General features: G+C 67.1%; 16 protein-coding genes. 13 read left to right on the top strand and 3 right to left on the bottom strand.

Going from position 1 to position 16,370, the window contains the following annotated elements; genetic code table 11:
- Window positions 1-127 precede the first annotated feature (127 nt).
- From panB to LNV23_RS05320, 6 genes are all read left to right on the top strand, one after another.
- Window positions 128-934, top strand: a complete 807-nt coding sequence (panB, locus tag LNV23_RS05345; protein ID WP_263562022.1) for a 3-methyl-2-oxobutanoate hydroxymethyltransferase — start codon at window positions 128-130, stop codon at window positions 932-934.
- Window positions 935-959: 25 nt separating this feature from the next.
- The gene (gene panC, locus LNV23_RS05340) at window positions 960-1,793 is read left to right on the top strand and encodes a pantoate--beta-alanine ligase (RefSeq protein ID WP_263562021.1); all 834 of its coding nucleotides are present in this window, start codon (window positions 960-962) and stop codon (window positions 1,791-1,793) included.
- 172 nt (window positions 1,794-1,965) lie between these two features.
- Complete coding sequence (locus tag LNV23_RS05335) at window positions 1,966-2,670, top strand: peptidylprolyl isomerase (protein WP_263562020.1); 705 nt, start codon at window positions 1,966-1,968, stop codon at window positions 2,668-2,670.
- A gap of 97 nt (window positions 2,671-2,767) precedes the next feature.
- Window positions 2,768-3,457 carry a peptidylprolyl isomerase gene (locus tag LNV23_RS05330; protein WP_263562019.1) on the top strand — a complete coding sequence of 230 codons (690 nt, stop codon included), beginning with the start codon at window positions 2,768-2,770 and terminating at the stop codon, window positions 3,455-3,457.
- 35 nt (window positions 3,458-3,492) lie between these two features.
- Complete coding sequence (locus LNV23_RS05325; protein WP_263562018.1) at window positions 3,493-4,545, top strand: hypothetical protein; 1,053 nt, start codon at window positions 3,493-3,495, stop codon at window positions 4,543-4,545.
- Window positions 4,546-4,549: 4 nt separating this feature from the next.
- Complete coding sequence (locus LNV23_RS05320; RefSeq protein WP_263562017.1) at window positions 4,550-5,191, top strand: ABC transporter ATP-binding protein; 642 nt, start codon at window positions 4,550-4,552, stop codon at window positions 5,189-5,191.
- Between the two features lie 52 nt (window positions 5,192-5,243).
- Here the strand turns inward: LNV23_RS05320 and LNV23_RS05315 are convergent, their stop codons facing one another.
- Entirely contained in the window at window positions 5,244-6,908 is a 1,665-nt protein-coding gene (locus LNV23_RS05315; protein ID WP_263562016.1) for a hypothetical protein, read from the bottom strand.
- 195 nt (window positions 6,909-7,103) lie between these two features.
- On the opposite strand from LNV23_RS05315, the gene LNV23_RS05310 reads away from it, so the two are divergent.
- The 3 genes from LNV23_RS05310 to LNV23_RS05300 all read left to right on the top strand — a co-directional run bounded on the left by LNV23_RS05310 (window position 7,104) and on the right by LNV23_RS05300 (window position 10,281).
- Entirely contained in the window at window positions 7,104-8,330 is a 1,227-nt protein-coding gene (locus LNV23_RS05310) for a cytochrome-c peroxidase (RefSeq protein ID WP_263562015.1), read from the top strand.
- Between the two features lie 99 nt (window positions 8,331-8,429).
- Window positions 8,430-9,800: an NAD(P)/FAD-dependent oxidoreductase gene (locus tag LNV23_RS05305; protein ID WP_263562014.1), complete on the top strand. Its 1,371-nt coding sequence runs from the start codon at window positions 8,430-8,432 to the stop codon at window positions 9,798-9,800.
- Window positions 9,801-9,954: 154 nt separating this feature from the next.
- Window positions 9,955-10,281 carry a hypothetical protein gene (locus LNV23_RS05300; RefSeq protein ID WP_263562013.1) on the top strand — a complete coding sequence of 109 codons (327 nt, stop codon included), beginning with the start codon at window positions 9,955-9,957 and terminating at the stop codon, window positions 10,279-10,281.
- 56 nt (window positions 10,282-10,337) lie between these two features.
- Here the strand turns inward: LNV23_RS05300 and recG are convergent, their stop codons facing one another.
- Window positions 10,338-12,440, bottom strand: a complete 2,103-nt coding sequence (gene recG / locus LNV23_RS05295; RefSeq protein WP_263562012.1) for an ATP-dependent DNA helicase RecG — start codon at window positions 12,438-12,440, stop codon at window positions 10,338-10,340.
- Between the two features lie 289 nt (window positions 12,441-12,729).
- Here recG and LNV23_RS05290 point away from each other — a divergent pair, with 289 nt between their 5' ends.
- The 4 genes from LNV23_RS05290 to LNV23_RS05275 all read left to right on the top strand — a co-directional run bounded on the left by LNV23_RS05290 (window position 12,730) and on the right by LNV23_RS05275 (window position 15,320).
- On the top strand, window positions 12,730-13,314 hold the full coding sequence (locus LNV23_RS05290) for a nucleotidyltransferase family protein (RefSeq protein WP_318023207.1): 585 nt from the start codon (window positions 12,730-12,732) through the stop codon (window positions 13,312-13,314).
- Between the two features lie 10 nt (window positions 13,315-13,324).
- Window positions 13,325-14,089, top strand: a complete 765-nt coding sequence (locus LNV23_RS05285) for an alpha/beta fold hydrolase (protein WP_263562011.1) — start codon at window positions 13,325-13,327, stop codon at window positions 14,087-14,089.
- Between the two features lie 69 nt (window positions 14,090-14,158).
- Complete coding sequence (locus tag LNV23_RS05280; RefSeq protein WP_263562010.1) at window positions 14,159-14,731, top strand: tetratricopeptide repeat protein; 573 nt, start codon at window positions 14,159-14,161, stop codon at window positions 14,729-14,731.
- A gap of 10 nt (window positions 14,732-14,741) precedes the next feature.
- On the top strand, window positions 14,742-15,320 hold the full coding sequence (locus LNV23_RS05275) for a GNAT family N-acetyltransferase (RefSeq protein WP_263562009.1): 579 nt from the start codon (window positions 14,742-14,744) through the stop codon (window positions 15,318-15,320).
- On the opposite strand, the gene LNV23_RS05270 is transcribed toward LNV23_RS05275, so the two are convergent.
- Window positions 15,303-16,214: a polysaccharide deacetylase family protein gene (locus tag LNV23_RS05270; protein ID WP_263562008.1), complete on the bottom strand. Its 912-nt coding sequence runs from the start codon at window positions 16,212-16,214 to the stop codon at window positions 15,303-15,305. The two genes, LNV23_RS05275 and LNV23_RS05270, sit on opposite strands and share 18 nt — an antisense overlap.
- Window positions 16,215-16,370: the final 156 nt, after the last annotated feature.

Here is a 16,370-nt window from a genome sequence, read left to right as displayed (position 1 = left end):
TGTGCGGGGCGGCGGCCGGCCATTGGGCGTCTCAGCCTAGCGCAAACCCGGAGATGGGCGGCTACACTGCGCGCCAAATGGGGCCTGGCTTTGCGGGCTCCGCCCCCACAGCCCCCGAGGAGCCGCCATGACCGAGCGCAAACCCATGACCTTGCAGCGCCTGCTGGACATGCATGCCAGCGGCGACAAGATCGCCATGCTGACCTGCTATGACGCCGCTTTTGCCACCTTGCTGGACGAAGCCGGCGTGGACGTGCTGCTGGTCGGTGATTCCCTGGGCAATGTGCTGCAGGGCCAGAGCAGCACCGTGCCGGTCTCGCTGGACGAGATGGTCTATCACACCCGCTGCGTCGCACGCGGCCGCAAGAGCGCCTGGGTGATTGGCGATCTGCCTTTTGACAGCTATCAGAGCTCGCCCCAGGAAGCCTGGAAGAGCGCGGCCGCCCTGGTCAAGGCCGGCGCCCACATGGTCAAGCTCGAAGGCGGCGGCTGGACGGCGCCGGTGGTGCGTTTTCTGGTCGAGCGCGGCATTCCCGTGTGTGCCCATCTGGGCCTGACGCCGCAGACCGCCACCATGCTGGGTGGCTACAAGGTGCAGGGCCGCGAGGAAGCGGCCGCGGCGCTGATGAAACAGCATGCGCGCGAGCTGGTCGAGGCCGGCGCGCAGATGTTGGTGCTGGAGATGGTGCCCTCCGCCCTGGCGGCCGAGCTGACCCAGAGCCTGGGCATCCCGGTCATCGGCATCGGTGGCGGCGTTGGCTGCTCGGGCCAGGTGCTGGTGCTGCACGACATGCTGGACGTGACCCCGGGCCGTCGCCCGCGCTTCGTCAAGAACTTCATGCAGGGCGCGGCCTCGGTGCAGGACGCGGTGCTGCGCTATGTGGCCGCGGTCAAGGCCCAGAGCTTCCCGCAGGACGATCTGCACGGCTATTGAGCCTCGCCTTCTCTCTCCGACCACCATGCAAGTGATCCACACCATTGCCGAACTGCGCCAGGCCCTGGCCGGGCAGCCGCGCCGCGCCTTTGTGCCCACCATGGGCAATCTGCATCAGGGCCATCTCGACCTGGTGCGCCAGGGCCGCGCGGCTCTAGGCCTCGATGCCCTGGTGGTGGCCAGCATCTTCGTCAACCGCCTGCAGTTCGCGCCGCACGAGGACTTTGACCGTTATCCCCGTACCCTGGCGCGCGACGCCGAGCTCTTGCAGGGCGCCGGTTGCGACATCGTCTTCGCGCCCGACGAGCGCGAGCTTTACCCCGAGCCCCAGGGCTACAAGGTCCACCCGCCGGCCGAGCTGGCCGATATCCTGGAAGGTCATTTCCGCCCCGGCTTCTTCATCGGTGTCTGCACCGTCGTGGCCAAGCTCTTCAACATCGTCCAGCCCAGTCTGGCCCTGTTCGGCAAGAAGGACTACCAGCAGCTGATGGTGCTGCGCCGCATGGTGGCGCAGATGGCGCTGCCGATCGAGATCCGCGCCGGCGAGACCACGCGCAGCCCGGAAGGCCTGGCCCTGTCCTCGCGCAACGGCTACCTCAGCGAGGCCGAGAAGACCGAGGCCCTGCGCCTGAGCCGCACGCTCCGGGCTTTGCTTGATCGCTGGCAGGCCGGCGAACGCGATCTGGCTGCGCTCGAGGCCGAGAGCATGCAGGCCCTGCGCAATGCCGGCTGGCAACCCGACTACCTGACCTTGCGCTGCCAGCATGATCTGAGCCCGGCCCGCGAGGGCCAGGCCCTGGTCGCCCTGGGCGCGGCCAAGCTGGGCACGACACGGCTGATCGACAACCTCGAGCTCTGAGCCAGGCGGATTGTCTGGCTGCATGGGTTGGTGGGAAAATTTCCCACGTGTGTGCGCTGTGCGTTCAAAACGGCAGTCCTGCGCGCGTCGCTGCATGGATACTGCAGGCCGGTCGCTGGCGAGCAGCCAGGCTTGTTTGTTTGTTGATTCACCGCCTTTTTTCGAGTCCTGTATGAACACCACATCCCGCTTCTCCATTGCCAAGGCCGCACTGCTGGCCGCCGGCCTGAGCACCCTGACCCTGCTGAGCGCCTGCGGCGGCGGCAGCTCGGCCGATGCCGGCAAGCCCCTGCCTACGCCCAAGCCCAACCCGGTCCCGACGGCGCCCACCACCACCTGCAGCGCCGCCGGCATTGCTGCGTCGAACGCCAGCCCGGCTTCGGCCACGGTTTGCATGCTGACCAGCAAGGGTGAAATCGTCATCGAGCTGGAAAGCGCCAAGGCGCCAATCACCGTGGCCAACTTCCTGGCCTATGTGAAGAGTGGCTACTACAAGGACACCATCTTCCATCGCGTGGTGCCCGGTTTTGTGGCCCAGGGCGGCGGTTTCACCAGCGGCAATGTGGCCAAGGCCGGCACGCTCGCGCCCATCATGCTGGAGAACCAGAACGGTCTGTCCAATGTGCGCGGCACCATCGCCATGGCACGCACCAGCGCCGTCGATTCGGCCACCGGCCAGTTCTACTTCAACACCGTGGACAACAAGACGCTGGACTACAGCGCCGCCATCTCGGGCAAGAACGGCTATGCCGTGTTCGGTCGCATCATCTCGGGCCTGGCCACGGTCGATGCCATCAATGCCGAGCCGCAGCTTTATGCAGGCGCCGACATGACCGGCACCGAAGTGCTGCTTTACTGGGCCACACAGCTCAAATAAGCTGACTTTCACCCGCAAGGGTAAGCAGATGTCAGCGCCGTCAGCGGCGCTGCTATCGAGCGCGTTGAGCAGACACCTTGTTCAGGAGTCTTGTCTCATGCGCTCTTTTGTTTTGCGCCTGGCCGCTGTGGCCGCCCTGGTGACCTTGACCGCCTGCGGTGGCGGCGGTGGTGACGGCGATCACTACCGCCCGGAGCCGGTGCCCGTGCCGGTGCCCAATCCGAACCCGCGCCCCAACACCAACAGCTGCAGCAACGAGGGCTTGGCCAAATCGGCGCAAAGCCGCTTCTCCACCGTCTGCATGCTGACCAGCAGCGGCGAGATCGTCTTCGAGCTCTACACCGCCTACGCGCCGGCCACCGTGGCCAACTTCCTGCGCTATGTGGCCGATGGCCACTTCAACAACACCTTGTTCCACCGCGTCGAGCGCGACTTCGTGATCCAGGGCGGCGGCTACACCAGCGGCATGTACGAGCGCCGTGCAACCTACGGGCCGGTGCCCCTGGAGAGCAACAACACCCTGGCCAATTTGCCCGGCACCCTGGCCATGGCGCGGCGCGGCGAGCCCAACAGCGCCACCAACCAGTTCTTCGTCAATGTGAAAGACAATCCGGGCAATGACTACAAGAGCCCGACCCAGCCTGGTTACGCCGTGTTCGGACGGGTCATTTCCGGCATGGCCACGGTGGAGGCCATCAATGCCGTGCCCACCTACTACTACGCCGATGCCGATGTCTCGCGGCCGCGCCAGGAAGTGCTGATCTATTGGGTGCAAAGACTGCAATAAGCCCCTCGCAGCCCGCGACCCTGAGCCTGGCGCGCATGCGCCTGCAATGGAGCCGTGCCGAGTTGGCCGCCCTGCTGCGACGCTGGGCGGCTTTTCTTGCTGTGGTGGCCGCCGTGCTGGGCAGCTTCATCAGTACCTTGATCGGCTGGCCGGCCTTGCCCCTGTTTTGGGCCATGCAGGCCGAAAAGCCGCCCGCGCTCTCCTTAGCCGCGCTGCTGGGCCATGCGCTGCCGGGCTTGCTGTTGGCCTGGGGCTTGCGCGAGGCCTTGCTGCCAGTGCGCTGGATTCCTTTCGAGCGAGCGCTGCCGCTGCAAAGGGCGGACATCTGGCGGGCCGATCTGGGCGTGTTGGCCCTGGCTCTGTTGCCCTGGGCCTTGCTCAACCTCATTTCTTTCGCCGCCTGGCGGGCCGCCAGCCCGGCCTGGATGCAGGGTCTGTGGCTGCAAGCGGTGCTCGGCTTCGCGATCTCGCTGCTGTTCTCGGCCGGGGGCGCTCTGGCCTTGATGCAGTACCGGCGACGCCCCGGAGCACCCGCCCGGCGTGCGCCGGCGGCGCTTCAGGCCTCGCGCCGCCAGGCCGTGTCGACTTGGACCGCCTTGCTCTGGCTGCCGCTCTGGCGTGGCCCGGCGCGGCCGGTGCGGCATGGCTTGCTGGCTTCAGTCCTGGGCCTCAGCCTGTGTCTGACCGTGGCCTGCTGGCTTCCGCAGCACGCGGCCTGGGCTCTGGCCTTCTCGACGCTGCTGACCCAGGGCTTCTGCGCTCGCCTGCAGGCCCAGGCCCGGCAATGCTATGCGCCACTGCAGGCGGCCAGTTCCATGCTGCCCTTGAAGCCCCGCGACTGGTCGCTGCGCCTCTATGCCCTGGCCCTGCTGCCGGCCTTGGCCGCCTGGCTGAGTTGGGCCGTACTGCTGGCGCTGGGTCCCTGGTCGCTGGGCCCCCGTGCCACGCCTGTTTTCTTTATTGCCGCCGCCGCGGCGCCCGCCTTGGCCCTCTGGCGGCCCGAAGCCCTGAGCCCCGAGGCACGTGCGGGCCGCTGGCTTTTGTCCTGGGGCGTCTGGGTTGCCCTCGCCAGCGAAGTCATCCTCTGAAACCATGCCCGACCCTCAAGCCCCTGATTTCCATCTGCATGTCCGCGCCCTGAGCTTTGCCTATGCCGGCCAGGCGCGACGCGTGGTCGACCTCTGGAGCCAGGACTTCGGTCCCGGCCTGGTCTGGCTGCGCGGCGCCAATGGCACGGGCAAGTCCACCCGACTCAAGCTGCTGGCCGGTGCGCTGGCGCCGCAGTACGGCAGCGCCGAACTGCAGGGCTGCGATTTGCTGCAAGAGCCGCTGGCCTACCGCCGCCAGGTCGCCTTCGTGGGCGCCGAGCCGCCGCCGTTTGAGCATCTCAGCCCGGCCGAGTACTTCGCCTTTCTGAGCGGGCTCTACCCGCGTGCCGATGCGGCGGCCTGGCGCGCTCACATTGAAGGCTTCGGTCTGCAGCCCTTTTTGAGCCAGCCGCTGCGCAGCCTCTCCACCGGCACGCAGCACAAAGCAGCGCTGGCCACGGCCTTGGCCCTGGGCACGCCTCTGCTGCTGCTGGATGAGCCGCTCAATGCGCTCGATGCCGTCTCGCTCACGCACCTGCGCAGCGAGCTGTCTCGCGCCGCTCAGGCCACGGACCGGCTCCTGCTCTTGGTCAGCCATGAGGAGCTGGGCGTGGTGCCGAGCGCCTGCGTCGAGCTGTCGGCCTGATTTTGTTGATTCGCCTTGCCGCCCCGGCAGCTCTTGGCGCAAGCCAAGACGTTCAACGCCCCACGGCGTGCAGCTGCGCGCCGTTGATGCTGTAGACCAAGCCATCGGGCCCGGCCACGGTGGGCGTGTAGGCCTGGCCGATGCCGGCGTTGAGCTTGACGCTTTCACTGAAGCGGTTGCTGCGGAAATCCCAGCGGTAGAGCGTGCCGTCCTCGTTATTGACCAGGGCGGACTGGCCTTTCACATCGACCACCGCCGTGTTGACGCACCACTCGCGCACGCCTCCCGGGGTCTCGGCATCGACCGTGGGGCCGACGATGGTCAGCACCTCTTTCATGACCGTCACCGCCGGGCTGATCGGGTCGGCCTGGCTGGCTTGTGGGTCCAGCAAGGCCATCTTGTTCTGGCCGTCGCCCGTGCCGATGCCGAAGTAGTTGTTGTACTTGACCAGCAGCAGATAGCTGGAGGCACCGCTGTAGCCGGGCACAGCACTGGTCGGCACGATGGAGGCCGTGTCGTCCCAGCCGAAGGAGCCAGGCGTCTTGAGCAGGCTCAGGTCGGCATTGAAGTGCAGCAGCCAGCCGCGGCCGTTGTGATCGAGGCGGCTGTTCTCCAACACGCCGTAGAAGACATCGCCATCCGGTCCCACGGTGGGCGAGGCGGTGGAGCTGTCGCTGACGCGGGCGATCAGGTCGGTGGCTGGGTTGATCAGGCGCCGTTTGGCCTTGAGCGTCAGGGTGCCGGCGTCCAGTGCCAGCAGATAGCCGTTTTGCATGTTGGCACTGGCAGGGTCGCTGTTGACGGCGATGTAGAGCGTCTTCTCGTCCACGGACAGGGCCGGCGCGGCATTCATCGCCGTTTGGAACATGTTCGCATCGCCGCTGAGCTCGGCGGCGGACTTCCACAGCGCTTTGCCATCGGCCGCTACACGCACGATGCCCCCTTGCAGGCCGCCGGGTGCGCCGGCCTTGGCGGTGAAACCGAAGAACACCGTGCCCTGGCTGTCCAGGCTCAGCGGCGTGTTGATGCGGATCTTGTCGCGGTAGTTGACGCTGTCGGCATCAAACGCGGCGTTGCCGTAGAAGGCCAGGGTTTGGACGCTGGCGCTGGTGCTGTCCACCGCGTCGCGGATCAGCAGCCGGCCGCCGGCGGCCGGGGCGAACAAGCGACCCTTGAAGTCCAGGCCGATGTTCCAGGATGGCGTCCAGCTGCTGGCCGGCAGCAGGTAGTCGCTTTTCAGGGTCCAGAGCAGGCTGCCGTCGGTGGCTTTGCGAGCCTGCACCTCGAAATCACCGGCGCTCGTGGTCTTGACCGGCACCAGCACCGTGTTGCCGCCTGAAATCACCGGCGTGCCGTAGTGGATCAGCAGAAAACCGCCGGCCCGGTAGGGCGGGGCCAGGTCCACCGGCGTGCTCCAGACGATGCGCTGCAAGGCCTGGGTGGCGATCAGCGTCTGGGCCTGGTGCTGGGCATTGCCGCCGTAGTTGGCCCAAAAGGGCGCTGTGGCTGGGCTCGGGGCCGGGGGCGTGGGCGCCGGGGGGATGGGTGCCGGCGGAACGGGTGCAGGTGTGGGCACTGGTGCGGGTTCGGAGCCGCCACCGCCACCGCAAGCCTGCAGCAGACCGGCCAGGCCTGCGCCCAGCAGCAGTTGCCGGCGTTGCGGCCGCGGGCAGGGCGATGGCTGGGGCGGGGCGCAAGAGTCGAGGTGTTCGGTCATGGTGGGCGGGGTGTCTAAAGCAGATGACAGCCAAAGCTGGTGTGAGAGGAATTGGACGCGGTGCACCTGCACTTGGGCCCGGGTGAATTCCCTAGGCGCCCGAATCCAGGCCTAAGCTCGACAATCAGCAGCATGCCTGTGGCCTTTGAAACCCCTTTCGTCTTGCCTCGGCGCGCGTCGTTACTGGGAATGGGCTTGCTCTTGCTGCTCGGCGCTTGCGGCGGCGGTGGAACTTCGCCCGCGGTGGCGCCAGCTGGCGCTGCCAGCAGCCCGGGCATGCCGGCTTCGGCACCCTCCACGAGCAGCAAGCCGCTGAGCTTGCAGGCCCAGCTGGGCGAAAAGATCTTTCTTGATCGCAATCTCAGCGGCTCCGGCCGCATGTCCTGCGCCACCTGCCATGACCCGGCCTTCTTCCACGGGCCGCCGAACAGTCTTCCGGTGCAGGTGGGCGGGGCCTTCGAGACCGAATTCGGCACGCGCGCCGCGCCTTCGCTGCGCTATTTGGAGAGGCTGCCCGCATTCACTGGCACGGCCCAGACCGCCGTGGCCGATCTGCGCGGCGGCTTGATGGCCGATGGCCGGGTCGACACCCTGGCCGAGCAGGCCAAGCTTCCATGGTTCAACCCACGCGAGATGGACAACGGCAATGCCGGGATCTTGGCGCGCAAGCTGCGTAGCGCCGCCTATGCTGGCGACTTCGGTCGCGCCTTCCCACCCGCCGCCGGCGCCTCCGCCCCGGACGACGACAGCCTGGTCAGCCAGGCCAGCCAGGCTTTGCAGATGTTTCAGCTCGAAGACCCGCGTTTCCACCCCTACGACTCGAAGTTCGATTGGGTTCAGCAGGGGCGGGCGCAGTTCAGCAATGCTGAGACCCGCGGCCTGAGGGTGTTCAACGATCCCCAGCGAGGGGCTTGTTTGACTTGTCATCCTTCGTTCAGCTCGAACAATGCGCCAGTTGCTTTCACATCCTTTGGCTATGCGGCGTTGGGCGTTCCGCGCAATGCAGACCTGCCAAACAATGCGGACGCCCATGCCTTCGATCTGGGTCTTTGTCAGTCGAAGAGAAGCGTCATGCAAGGGCGTGACGAAGCCTGTGGCTTCTTCCGAATCCCGAGCCTCCGCAATGTCGAGCATAGGCCGGTGTATTTTCACAACGGCAAATTCAGCAGCCTGGAGCAGGTGCTGCGCTTCTACGCGACGCGCGATACCGACCCGGCGCAGTGGTACCCGACCGTCGCAGGCCAGGTGCAGCTCTACGACGATCTTCCTGCGGCCTTGCAAGCGAATGTCATGCGCAATGCGCCCTTCGGCCCGTCGCGGCTGGTAAGCGATGCCGACATCGCCGACATCCTGTGCTTTCTGCGCACCCTCAGCGACGGCTACCCCGGCCCCGCCACGCCGCCCAAGCCCGGTTGCAACTGATCGTGTGTGGTGCCGGGCAGCCATGCCCGCCACCGCTGCAAGTCATTCGCTTTGCGTATGGCAGCGCCGGCGGCCCGGCTGGGCGGCCAGAATCGCCGCATGAGCACAAACAACAACGGCAAAGGTCACCTCGCTGCGCGACCCCGGGTCTTGATCATCGGCTGCGGTTTCGGCGGCTTGGCCGCCACCCGCGCCCTGGCCGGTGCCCCGGTGAACATCACGGTGATCGACCGCAGCAACCACCACCTGTTTCAGCCCTTGCTCTACCAGGTGGCCACGGCCGGCCTGTCGGCGCCCTCGATCGCCGCGCCCATCCGCCACATGCTGCGCGGCCAGCGCAATGCCATGGTGCTGATGGCCGAGGTCTGCGGTATCGATCGCGAGCAAGGCCGCGTGCAGCTGGCTGATGGCCAAAGCCTGGGCTATGACTATCTGATCGTCGCCGCCGGCGCCACGCACAGCTATTTCGGCCGCGACGATTGGGCCACCCATGCGCCGGGGCTCAAGACCTTGCAAGACGCCTTTGCCCTGCGCGCCCGCGTGCTCAAGGCCTTTGAGCAGGCCGAGAGCTCGCCCGACCCGGCGCAGCAGCGCGCCTGCTTGAGCTTTGTGGTCATTGGCGCCGGCCCTACCGGGGTCGAGATGGCCGGCACCCTGGCCGAGATCGCTCGCCACACGCTCAAGAACGAGTTCCGCCGCATCGACCCGGCCAGCGCCCGCGTGCTGCTGCTGGAGGGTTCGTCGCGCGTGCTGCAGGCCTTGCCGCCCGAGCTCTCGGCCAAGGCGGAGGCGCAGCTGCGTGCCCTGGGCGTTGAGGTGCGTACCGGCTGCCGGGTGGTCGGCATTGATGCGGGCGGAGTGGAGGTGCAGACCGGGGAAGGCGCCGAGGGCACCGAGCGCATCGCCGCCCGCACCGTGGTCTGGGCGGCCGGCGTGGCCGCCTCGCCCCTGGGCCGTATGCTGGACGTGGCGCTGGATCGCGCCGGCCGCGTCATCGTCGACGGTCGGCTCAATATTCCTGGCCACCCGGAGGTTTTTGTGATCGGCGACCTGGCCGCCGCGCACAGCCGGCAGTCCGATGGCCGCACGCTCAAGCCCGTGCCCGGCGTCAGCCCGGCGGCCAAGCAGATGGGCGCTTACGCAGCAAGCCAGATCCTGCAATCGCTGCGGGCGCCACAGGGTCAGGTCTTGCCTCCCTTGCCGGCCGATGCGCCCGGCGCTTTTCGCTACCGCGACTACGGTGCCCTGGCCACCATCGGCCGCAAGGCGGCCGTGGCCGATCTGGGATTCCTTCAGTTCTCGGGCTACTTCGCCTGGCTGTTCTGGCTGTTCGTCCACATCTACTTCTTGATCGGCTTCCGCAACCGCCTGGTCGTGCTGATGGACTGGGCCTGGGCCTACTGGAGTTTTCAGCGCTATGCGCGGGTGGTGGCGGAGCCGGTGGATGCGGTGCAGAAGGCCGGTGACTGAATCTGCAGGGCGCACGGCGATGTGCGGCGGAAGCGGCATGCCCGTTTCAGTCCCTGAGAATCCAGGCTGACATGGTGGTGATGGTGCCGCCCTTGAAACGTTGATGGGGTTTATGCGAAGTTCGAATGCAGCTGTGAAGCGAGCTGTCACCTCCGTGTTCCTGGCCTGTTGGATGGGAAGCTCGTTCGTGCAGGCTCAGGAGGCGGGGGCCAAGTCCACTCGCCTGGCGGCCTGCGAACGCGACAGAAACGAGTCTCGGGCGGAGCTTCAGACAAGTTATCAGGCCCAGATGGAGGTGTGTCGTCGGCAGATGAAGAGCACCTTGGGCTACCTCGGCGAGCAGGGCAAGCAGTTCCTGTTCGAGACCGCAGGCTGGGGCGCAGGGAATTGCGCCACCCGATTGACCCGGGATTTTTTGATGATGAACGAGGTGTTCGACAAGCGGCGCGATGCGTGCCTGCTTGCTGCCAGCAAGGACTGAGTCAGTTCGGCGCGACAAACCGGAGCATCAGCCACATGGTTGCGCGCCGCCCTCCATCAAGCCTTGAGGAACTCCGCCTTCGAGCCCAGCCAGCGCGCCACCTGGCGCTGCGCGGCCTCGGGGTATTTGTCCAGCAGCTGGGGTGCCAGGCGGCGGGCGGCTTGCAGCAGCAGGGAGTCTTCCTGCAGGTCGGCAAAGCGAAGCAGCTCGGCGCCGCTCTGGCGGGCGCCCATGAACTCGCCGGGGCCGCGGATGTCCAGGTCGCGGCGGGCGATCTCGAAGCCGTCGTTGGTTTCGGCCATGGCGCGCAGGCGCGATTTGCCGGTGTCTGACAGCGGGCCGGTGTAGAGCAGCACGCAGACGCTGGCCACCGCGCCACGGCCGACGCGGCCGCGCAGCTGGTGCAGCTGCGAGAGGCCGAAGCGCTCGGCATGCTCGATCACCATCAGGCTGGCATTGGGCACGTCCACGCCGACCTCGATCACCGTGGTGGCCACCAGCACGCTGGCCTCTCCGCCCGAAAAACGCGCCATCACGGCGGCCTTCTCGGCCGGCGGCATGCGGCCATGCAGCAGGCCCACCTCGAAGCCCGGCAGGGCGTCGACCAGCTCCGCATGGGTCTCGGTCGCATTGTTCAGGTCCAGGGCCTCGCTTTCTTCGATCAGCGGGCAGACCCAGTAAACCTGGGCGCCACCGGCCACCTCCTGAGCGATCTTCTCGATCACGTCCTGGCGCTTGCCATCGGCAAAGACCTTGGTGACGATGGGCGTGCGGCCTGGGGGTAACTCGTCGATCGTGCTGACCGCCAGGTCGGCGAAGTAAGTCATGGCCAGGGTGCGCGGAATCGGTGTGGCGCTCATCATCAGCATGTGTGGCTCTAAATCCATCGACGCCAGCTTGCGCCGCAAGGCCAGGCGCTGCGCCACACCGAAGCGGTGCTGCTCGTCGATGATGGCCAGGCCCAGGCGCGCGAAGCTGACCTTGTCTTCGATCACCGCATGGGTGCCGATCACCAGCTGGGCAGCGCCGCTGGCCGCCGCGTCCAGCATCTTCTGGCGCGCCTTGCCCTTGACGCTGCCGGTCAGCCAGGCCACTTGCAGGCCCAGGGGCTCCAGCCAGCCGATCAGCTTCTTGAAATGCTGCTCGGCCAGGATTTCGGTCGGCGCCATCAGCGCGCATTGCCAGCCGGCATCGATGGCCACGGCGGCGGCCAGGGCCGCCACCACCGTCTTGCCCGAGCCCACATCGCCTTGCAGCAAGCGGTGCATCGGTTGGCCCAGGGCCAGGTCTTGCGCGATCTCTTCGCTGACCCGCTGCTGTGCGCCGGTCAGGCCGAAGGGCAGCACGGCCAGCAGGCGCTCGACCAGGCCGCCCGGCTTGGCGCGCAGGGCCGGTGCCTTCAGCAGGGCGCGCTCGCGCTGGGCCTGCATCTGGCTGATCTGCTGGGCCAGCAGCTCCTCGAACTTGAGCCGCTGCCAGGCCGGGTGGCTGTGGTCTTCCAGCGTGCCCAGGCGGGCCTGCGGCGGCGGGTGGTGCAGAAAGTTCAGCGCGTCGCGCAGCGGCGGCAAGCTGCTGGGCACCGTGCCCTGGGGCAGCAGCTCGCGCAGATCGGCGCGCTGCAGGCCGGAGGCGATGGCGCGGCGCAGGTACGTCTGCGGCAGGCCGGCGCTGGCCGGGTAGACGGGCGTCAGCGCCTCGGCCAGCGGCGTGTCGGGCTGCACGGCCTTGAAGGTCGGGTGCACCATCTCGCGGCCGAAGAAGCCGTGGCGCAGCTCGCCGCGCACGCGGATGCGCTGGCCCACGGCCATGCTTTTCTGGTGCGAGGGGTAAAAGTGGATGAAGCGCAGCAGCAGATCGCCGGTCTCGTCTTCCAGCCGCACCAGCAGCACGCGCCGGCCGCGCGTTTCGATGCGGCATTCGATCACCTCGCCCTCGCATTGCACGGTGTCGCCCTCGCGCGTGCGGCCGATGGGCGTGATCTGGGTTTCGTCCTCGTAGCGCAGGGGCAGGTGCAGGGCCAGGTCGATGTCGCGCAGCAGGCCCAGTTTCTCCATGGCCTTCTGCGGCGCGGACTTGGGCTTGGGGGCGGCCGCCGATGCAGCAGCCGGTGCAGCACCGGCAGGCGAGGGACGAGGAGGCTGGGGGGCCGAAGAAGGCATGGGCGGGATTTTGCCCTGCGGGCGGAGTTCGAAACCCGGCCGGGGCGTCGAGCTGGTGCGGGGCGCTGGCATCTGCATGTTCAAGCCTCTTCGCAGCTCATGACTGGCAACATAATGGTGTTTTCGTTCGGTGCCACCGGCTGCCCTTCAGCCCAAAGGCCCGCTGGCTCTGCGCGCGACACGAATACTGTATGAATATCCAGTTTATCAGCAAGATCGTCAGCCCGATGTGCCGCAGCCAGAATGCTTGCGAGAGCGCGGCCGCGCGCTCGGCCACGAGGCGGGGCGGGTGAATGCCAGGCACCCCGATCGCCAGGACGAGCTGCAGGCCATCGTGCGCAGTTCCCCTTGGCTGATGCGGGCGCTCCATGCCGCCCGTGATCTGGGCCTGCCCCAGTGGTGCATCGGCGCCGGGGCGCTGCGCAATCGGGTCTGGGACCATTTGCATGGCCACACCGAGCCCTCGCGTCTGGCCGACTTGGACCTGGTCTATTTCGACCCCGAGGAGCCGCCGGGCTTGGAGGCGGGGCATCAGGCGGCCCTGGCGCGCGACTGTCCGGATCTGCCCTGGGAGCTGACGAACCAGGCCCATGTGCATCTCTGGTTCGAGTCCTGCTTCGGCCATGCCGTGGCACCGCTGCGCTCGCTTCAGGACGCGGTCGCCTCTTGGCCCGAGTTCGCGACCTCGGTGGCCGTGCGCCTGGAGGCCGACGACACGCTGACCGTGATCGCCCCCTACGGCCTGGACGACCTGTTTGCCATGCGCATTCGCCGCAACCCGGCGCGGGTCAGTGTCGAGACCTTTCGCCAGCGGATTGCGCAGAAGCAGTACGGGCAACGGTGGCCGCGGGTGCAGATTGTGGACGACCACTAGAGAGCCTCTCATGCAGCGCGAGTCAGTGCAAGCAAGTTCTAGCGATCATGTTCCGATCCGCTCATCAACCCGTCTCCCGACGCTTGTGCTGCTGCCCGGCATGGATGGAACCGGCGATTTGTTCGAGCCCTTGATTGAATCCCTGGGGGCCGATTTCAAGGTCTTGGTGGTGCGTTATCCCGAGATGCAAAGCCTCGGCTACGACGATCTTGTTTCGTATGTGGGTGGCTTGCTTCCCGCGAAGGAGCCATTTGTCCTTCTTGGCGAGTCTTTCTCAGGCCCTGTCGCAATCAAGCTAGCGGCGGCATCTCGGCCAGGTCTGCAAGGCGTGATTCTTTGCTGTACTTTTGCGCGGAATCCCCGTCCTGCCCTGGCGTGGCTTCGGGGTCTTCTTCCGTCGGTGCCATTCACTTGGATTCCCTCGACTCTGCTCAGCTGGGCATTGCTGGGGTCCTTCGCAAAGGGTACGTTGCGCAGCCTGCTCAAGGAGGCTGTAGGGCGAGTCAGTCCATCGGTGATGCGCGCCAGGGTTCGCGCCGTGTTGGAAGTTGATGTGACGGTAGAGTTGTCGCAGATGAGGGTGCCCTGCCTTTATCTGCAAGCTTCTGCAGATCGAGTGGTGCCGGCAAGGGCTGCGACACTCATCAGAAGTGTGCTGGCATCGGTTCAGCTGGTGCGGCTTGACGCTCCCCATTGCCTTTTGCAGGGTGTACCTGAGAAGTCCGCCGATGCCCTTGCTTCGTTCGTCAGACGGCTTGGACTCACGGTTTCATAGCTGGGCTCGGAAATGAGCGCAGGCTGGACTAATCAGAGCACCCTGTGAAGGGCATTTCAATTGAACACAATGCGATCCGACCGATTTCCCATCGCGGAATTCCTCCGCTTCACCGCCCCCGACCCTGAGGCCCATGCGCGCAGCATCGCTGCCTTGCGCGAGCAGCTGGCGCTGCTGCAGGGGAATGCATCGGTCGGCAGGGCCGTGGATGAGACGGCCTTGCTGGAGGTGGTGGCCGATCTGGCTGGACTCTTGATCACGGCCCGCCAGGAGGGTGAGGCCTTGCAGCTCTTGCAGGCGCATGAGGCCCTGGCTCAAGGTCTGGAGACTCCGGTGCCGCACGAAGCCCTGGGTTGGTTCTGGTGTGCCTACGCCACCGCCTTGCAATACCTCGGCCAGCGTGCCGAGGCCGAGCCCATCTTCGCCAGCACGGTGGGCCTGTGCGAGGCTGGCGGCTGGGCGCGCTTGCGCGCCATGGCGCTGCAGCATTGGGGCCGCAGCCTGGTGGAGCAGGGGCGCCTCGACGAGGCGGAATCGCGCTTCAATCAGGCCTTGGCCCTGCGGGTGCAGCTGCAGGACCCGAAGCAGGCCACCACGCGCGAGGCGCTGGCGCTCTTGGCGCAGTTGCGCGATCGGGCTTGAGCGACCCCTCATGATCTCGGACGACCTGCTGGCCCGCCTGGCCGCACCCATCGAATCCCCCCGCCTGTGGCTGGAGCCCCTGCGTGCCACCCATGCGGCCGAGCTGTTTGAAGGCTTGCAAGAGCCCGAGCTCTACCGCTGGATCTCCATGCACAAGCCCGACAGCGTGGAGGCCCTGGCCGCCCATTGGCGAAAGCTGGAGGGCCGACGTTCACCCGATGGCCAGTTCGCCTGGCCAATCTGGGCGGTGCGGCGCAAAGCCGATGGGCGTTGCCTGGGTCGGCTGGATGCCGAGATCGATGCCCAGCTGAACGCCCCCAATCTCGGCTACTACCTGCTGCGCCTCGCCTGGGGCCAGGGCTATGCCAGCGAGGCGGTGCAAGCCACCACGGCCGCGTTGCGTGAGCGCGGCGTGCGGCGCATCGTCAGCACGGTGACGGTGGGCAACCAGGCCTCGGCACGGGTGCTGCAAAAAGCCGGCTTCGTTTTCGATCGCATCCTGAAAGACAAGGACTGCATCGCCGGCCAGATGCACGACGACGAAGCGTATGTCTGGACGGCAGACGGGCTCTCAGCGCCCGCTGCTTGAGGAGCCGGCCGCCGCCTCGGGCTTGAGCCCCACGCGCTGCGCCCGCAGGTGCCGGGCGATGTTGACGAAGCTGTCCACCCAGAAGCGCTCCGGGTGGGCCGCCAGGTGCTGGAGCAAGGCCTGGTGTGCCTCTTTGGACACGCTCAGGTGGTCGCCGCCAATGCCGTGGAAGGTGATGCTGGCCAGCGTGCCCTGGGCGGCGGCCTGCTCGACGGTGGCAATCAGCTCGGCGCCGCTGGAGCCCACCGGACCGGCCGTGGGCACATCGGCCAGGTCCAGCGTGGCCAGCGAAGGCACGACCCCGCCCACGCGCGTTTTCATGGCCAGAAACTCCCCAGCCACGGCTGGGAGGTAAGGCTTGCCGCCGGCCAGTGGGTCCGTGCAGGGGGCGGTGTAGGTGCGCTCGGTCTGGCCGTCGATGGCATACAAGTAGGCATTGGCCAGCTGCACCTCTTCCAGCATCTGGGCCACGCTGATCTTGTCGAGATCGCGGTGCGGCGCCACCCAAACGCGGCCGGGCGCCGAGCGGGAGCAGGGGTGGAACAGGGTGTGGTTGCCCAGTTCATGACCCGCTGCCGCGGCACGCCGCCATTCCGGCAGGCGTTGCCGGACGACCGGGCTGGCCAGGGTCAGGTAGAAGGTGGCCTTGAGGCCCAGCGCGTTCAGCGCCGGGATGGCGTGGTCGAGCTGGCTGGCCAGGGCGTCGTCGTAGGACAGGCTGACAGCCGCCCGTGCGCTGCCGGGCCACTGAAAGGTGGGCGCCGGCTCGCTGTGTGCGCCGGTGGCCACCAGGCTCAGGGACAGACCAAAGGGCAGGCAGAGGGCCAAGCTCAGCAGAGCCCGCCAGCGCGGCCGGCCGGGCGCGTGTGCCGCAGCGAATGTGTTCATCATCATCAGAGTCCGACGCCTTGATCGTGAGGGAAGGCCGGGCAGCGCCCGGCTGGCGCTGGCGATGATAGGTCGGCGCCGTGGGCCTGACTGCCGGCGCGCCGCGAGTTTTGTGACGTTTCTGAAACCTCGGCCTGCAGGCCCGCCGCCGCCTCTACACTG

Source organism: Kinneretia sp. DJ1R-11 (genome assembly GCF_025717595.1).
Taxonomy (GTDB): Bacteria; Pseudomonadota; Gammaproteobacteria; order Burkholderiales; family Burkholderiaceae_C; genus Paucibacter_A.
This window is presented reverse-complemented; position numbering and strand designations above follow the sequence as displayed.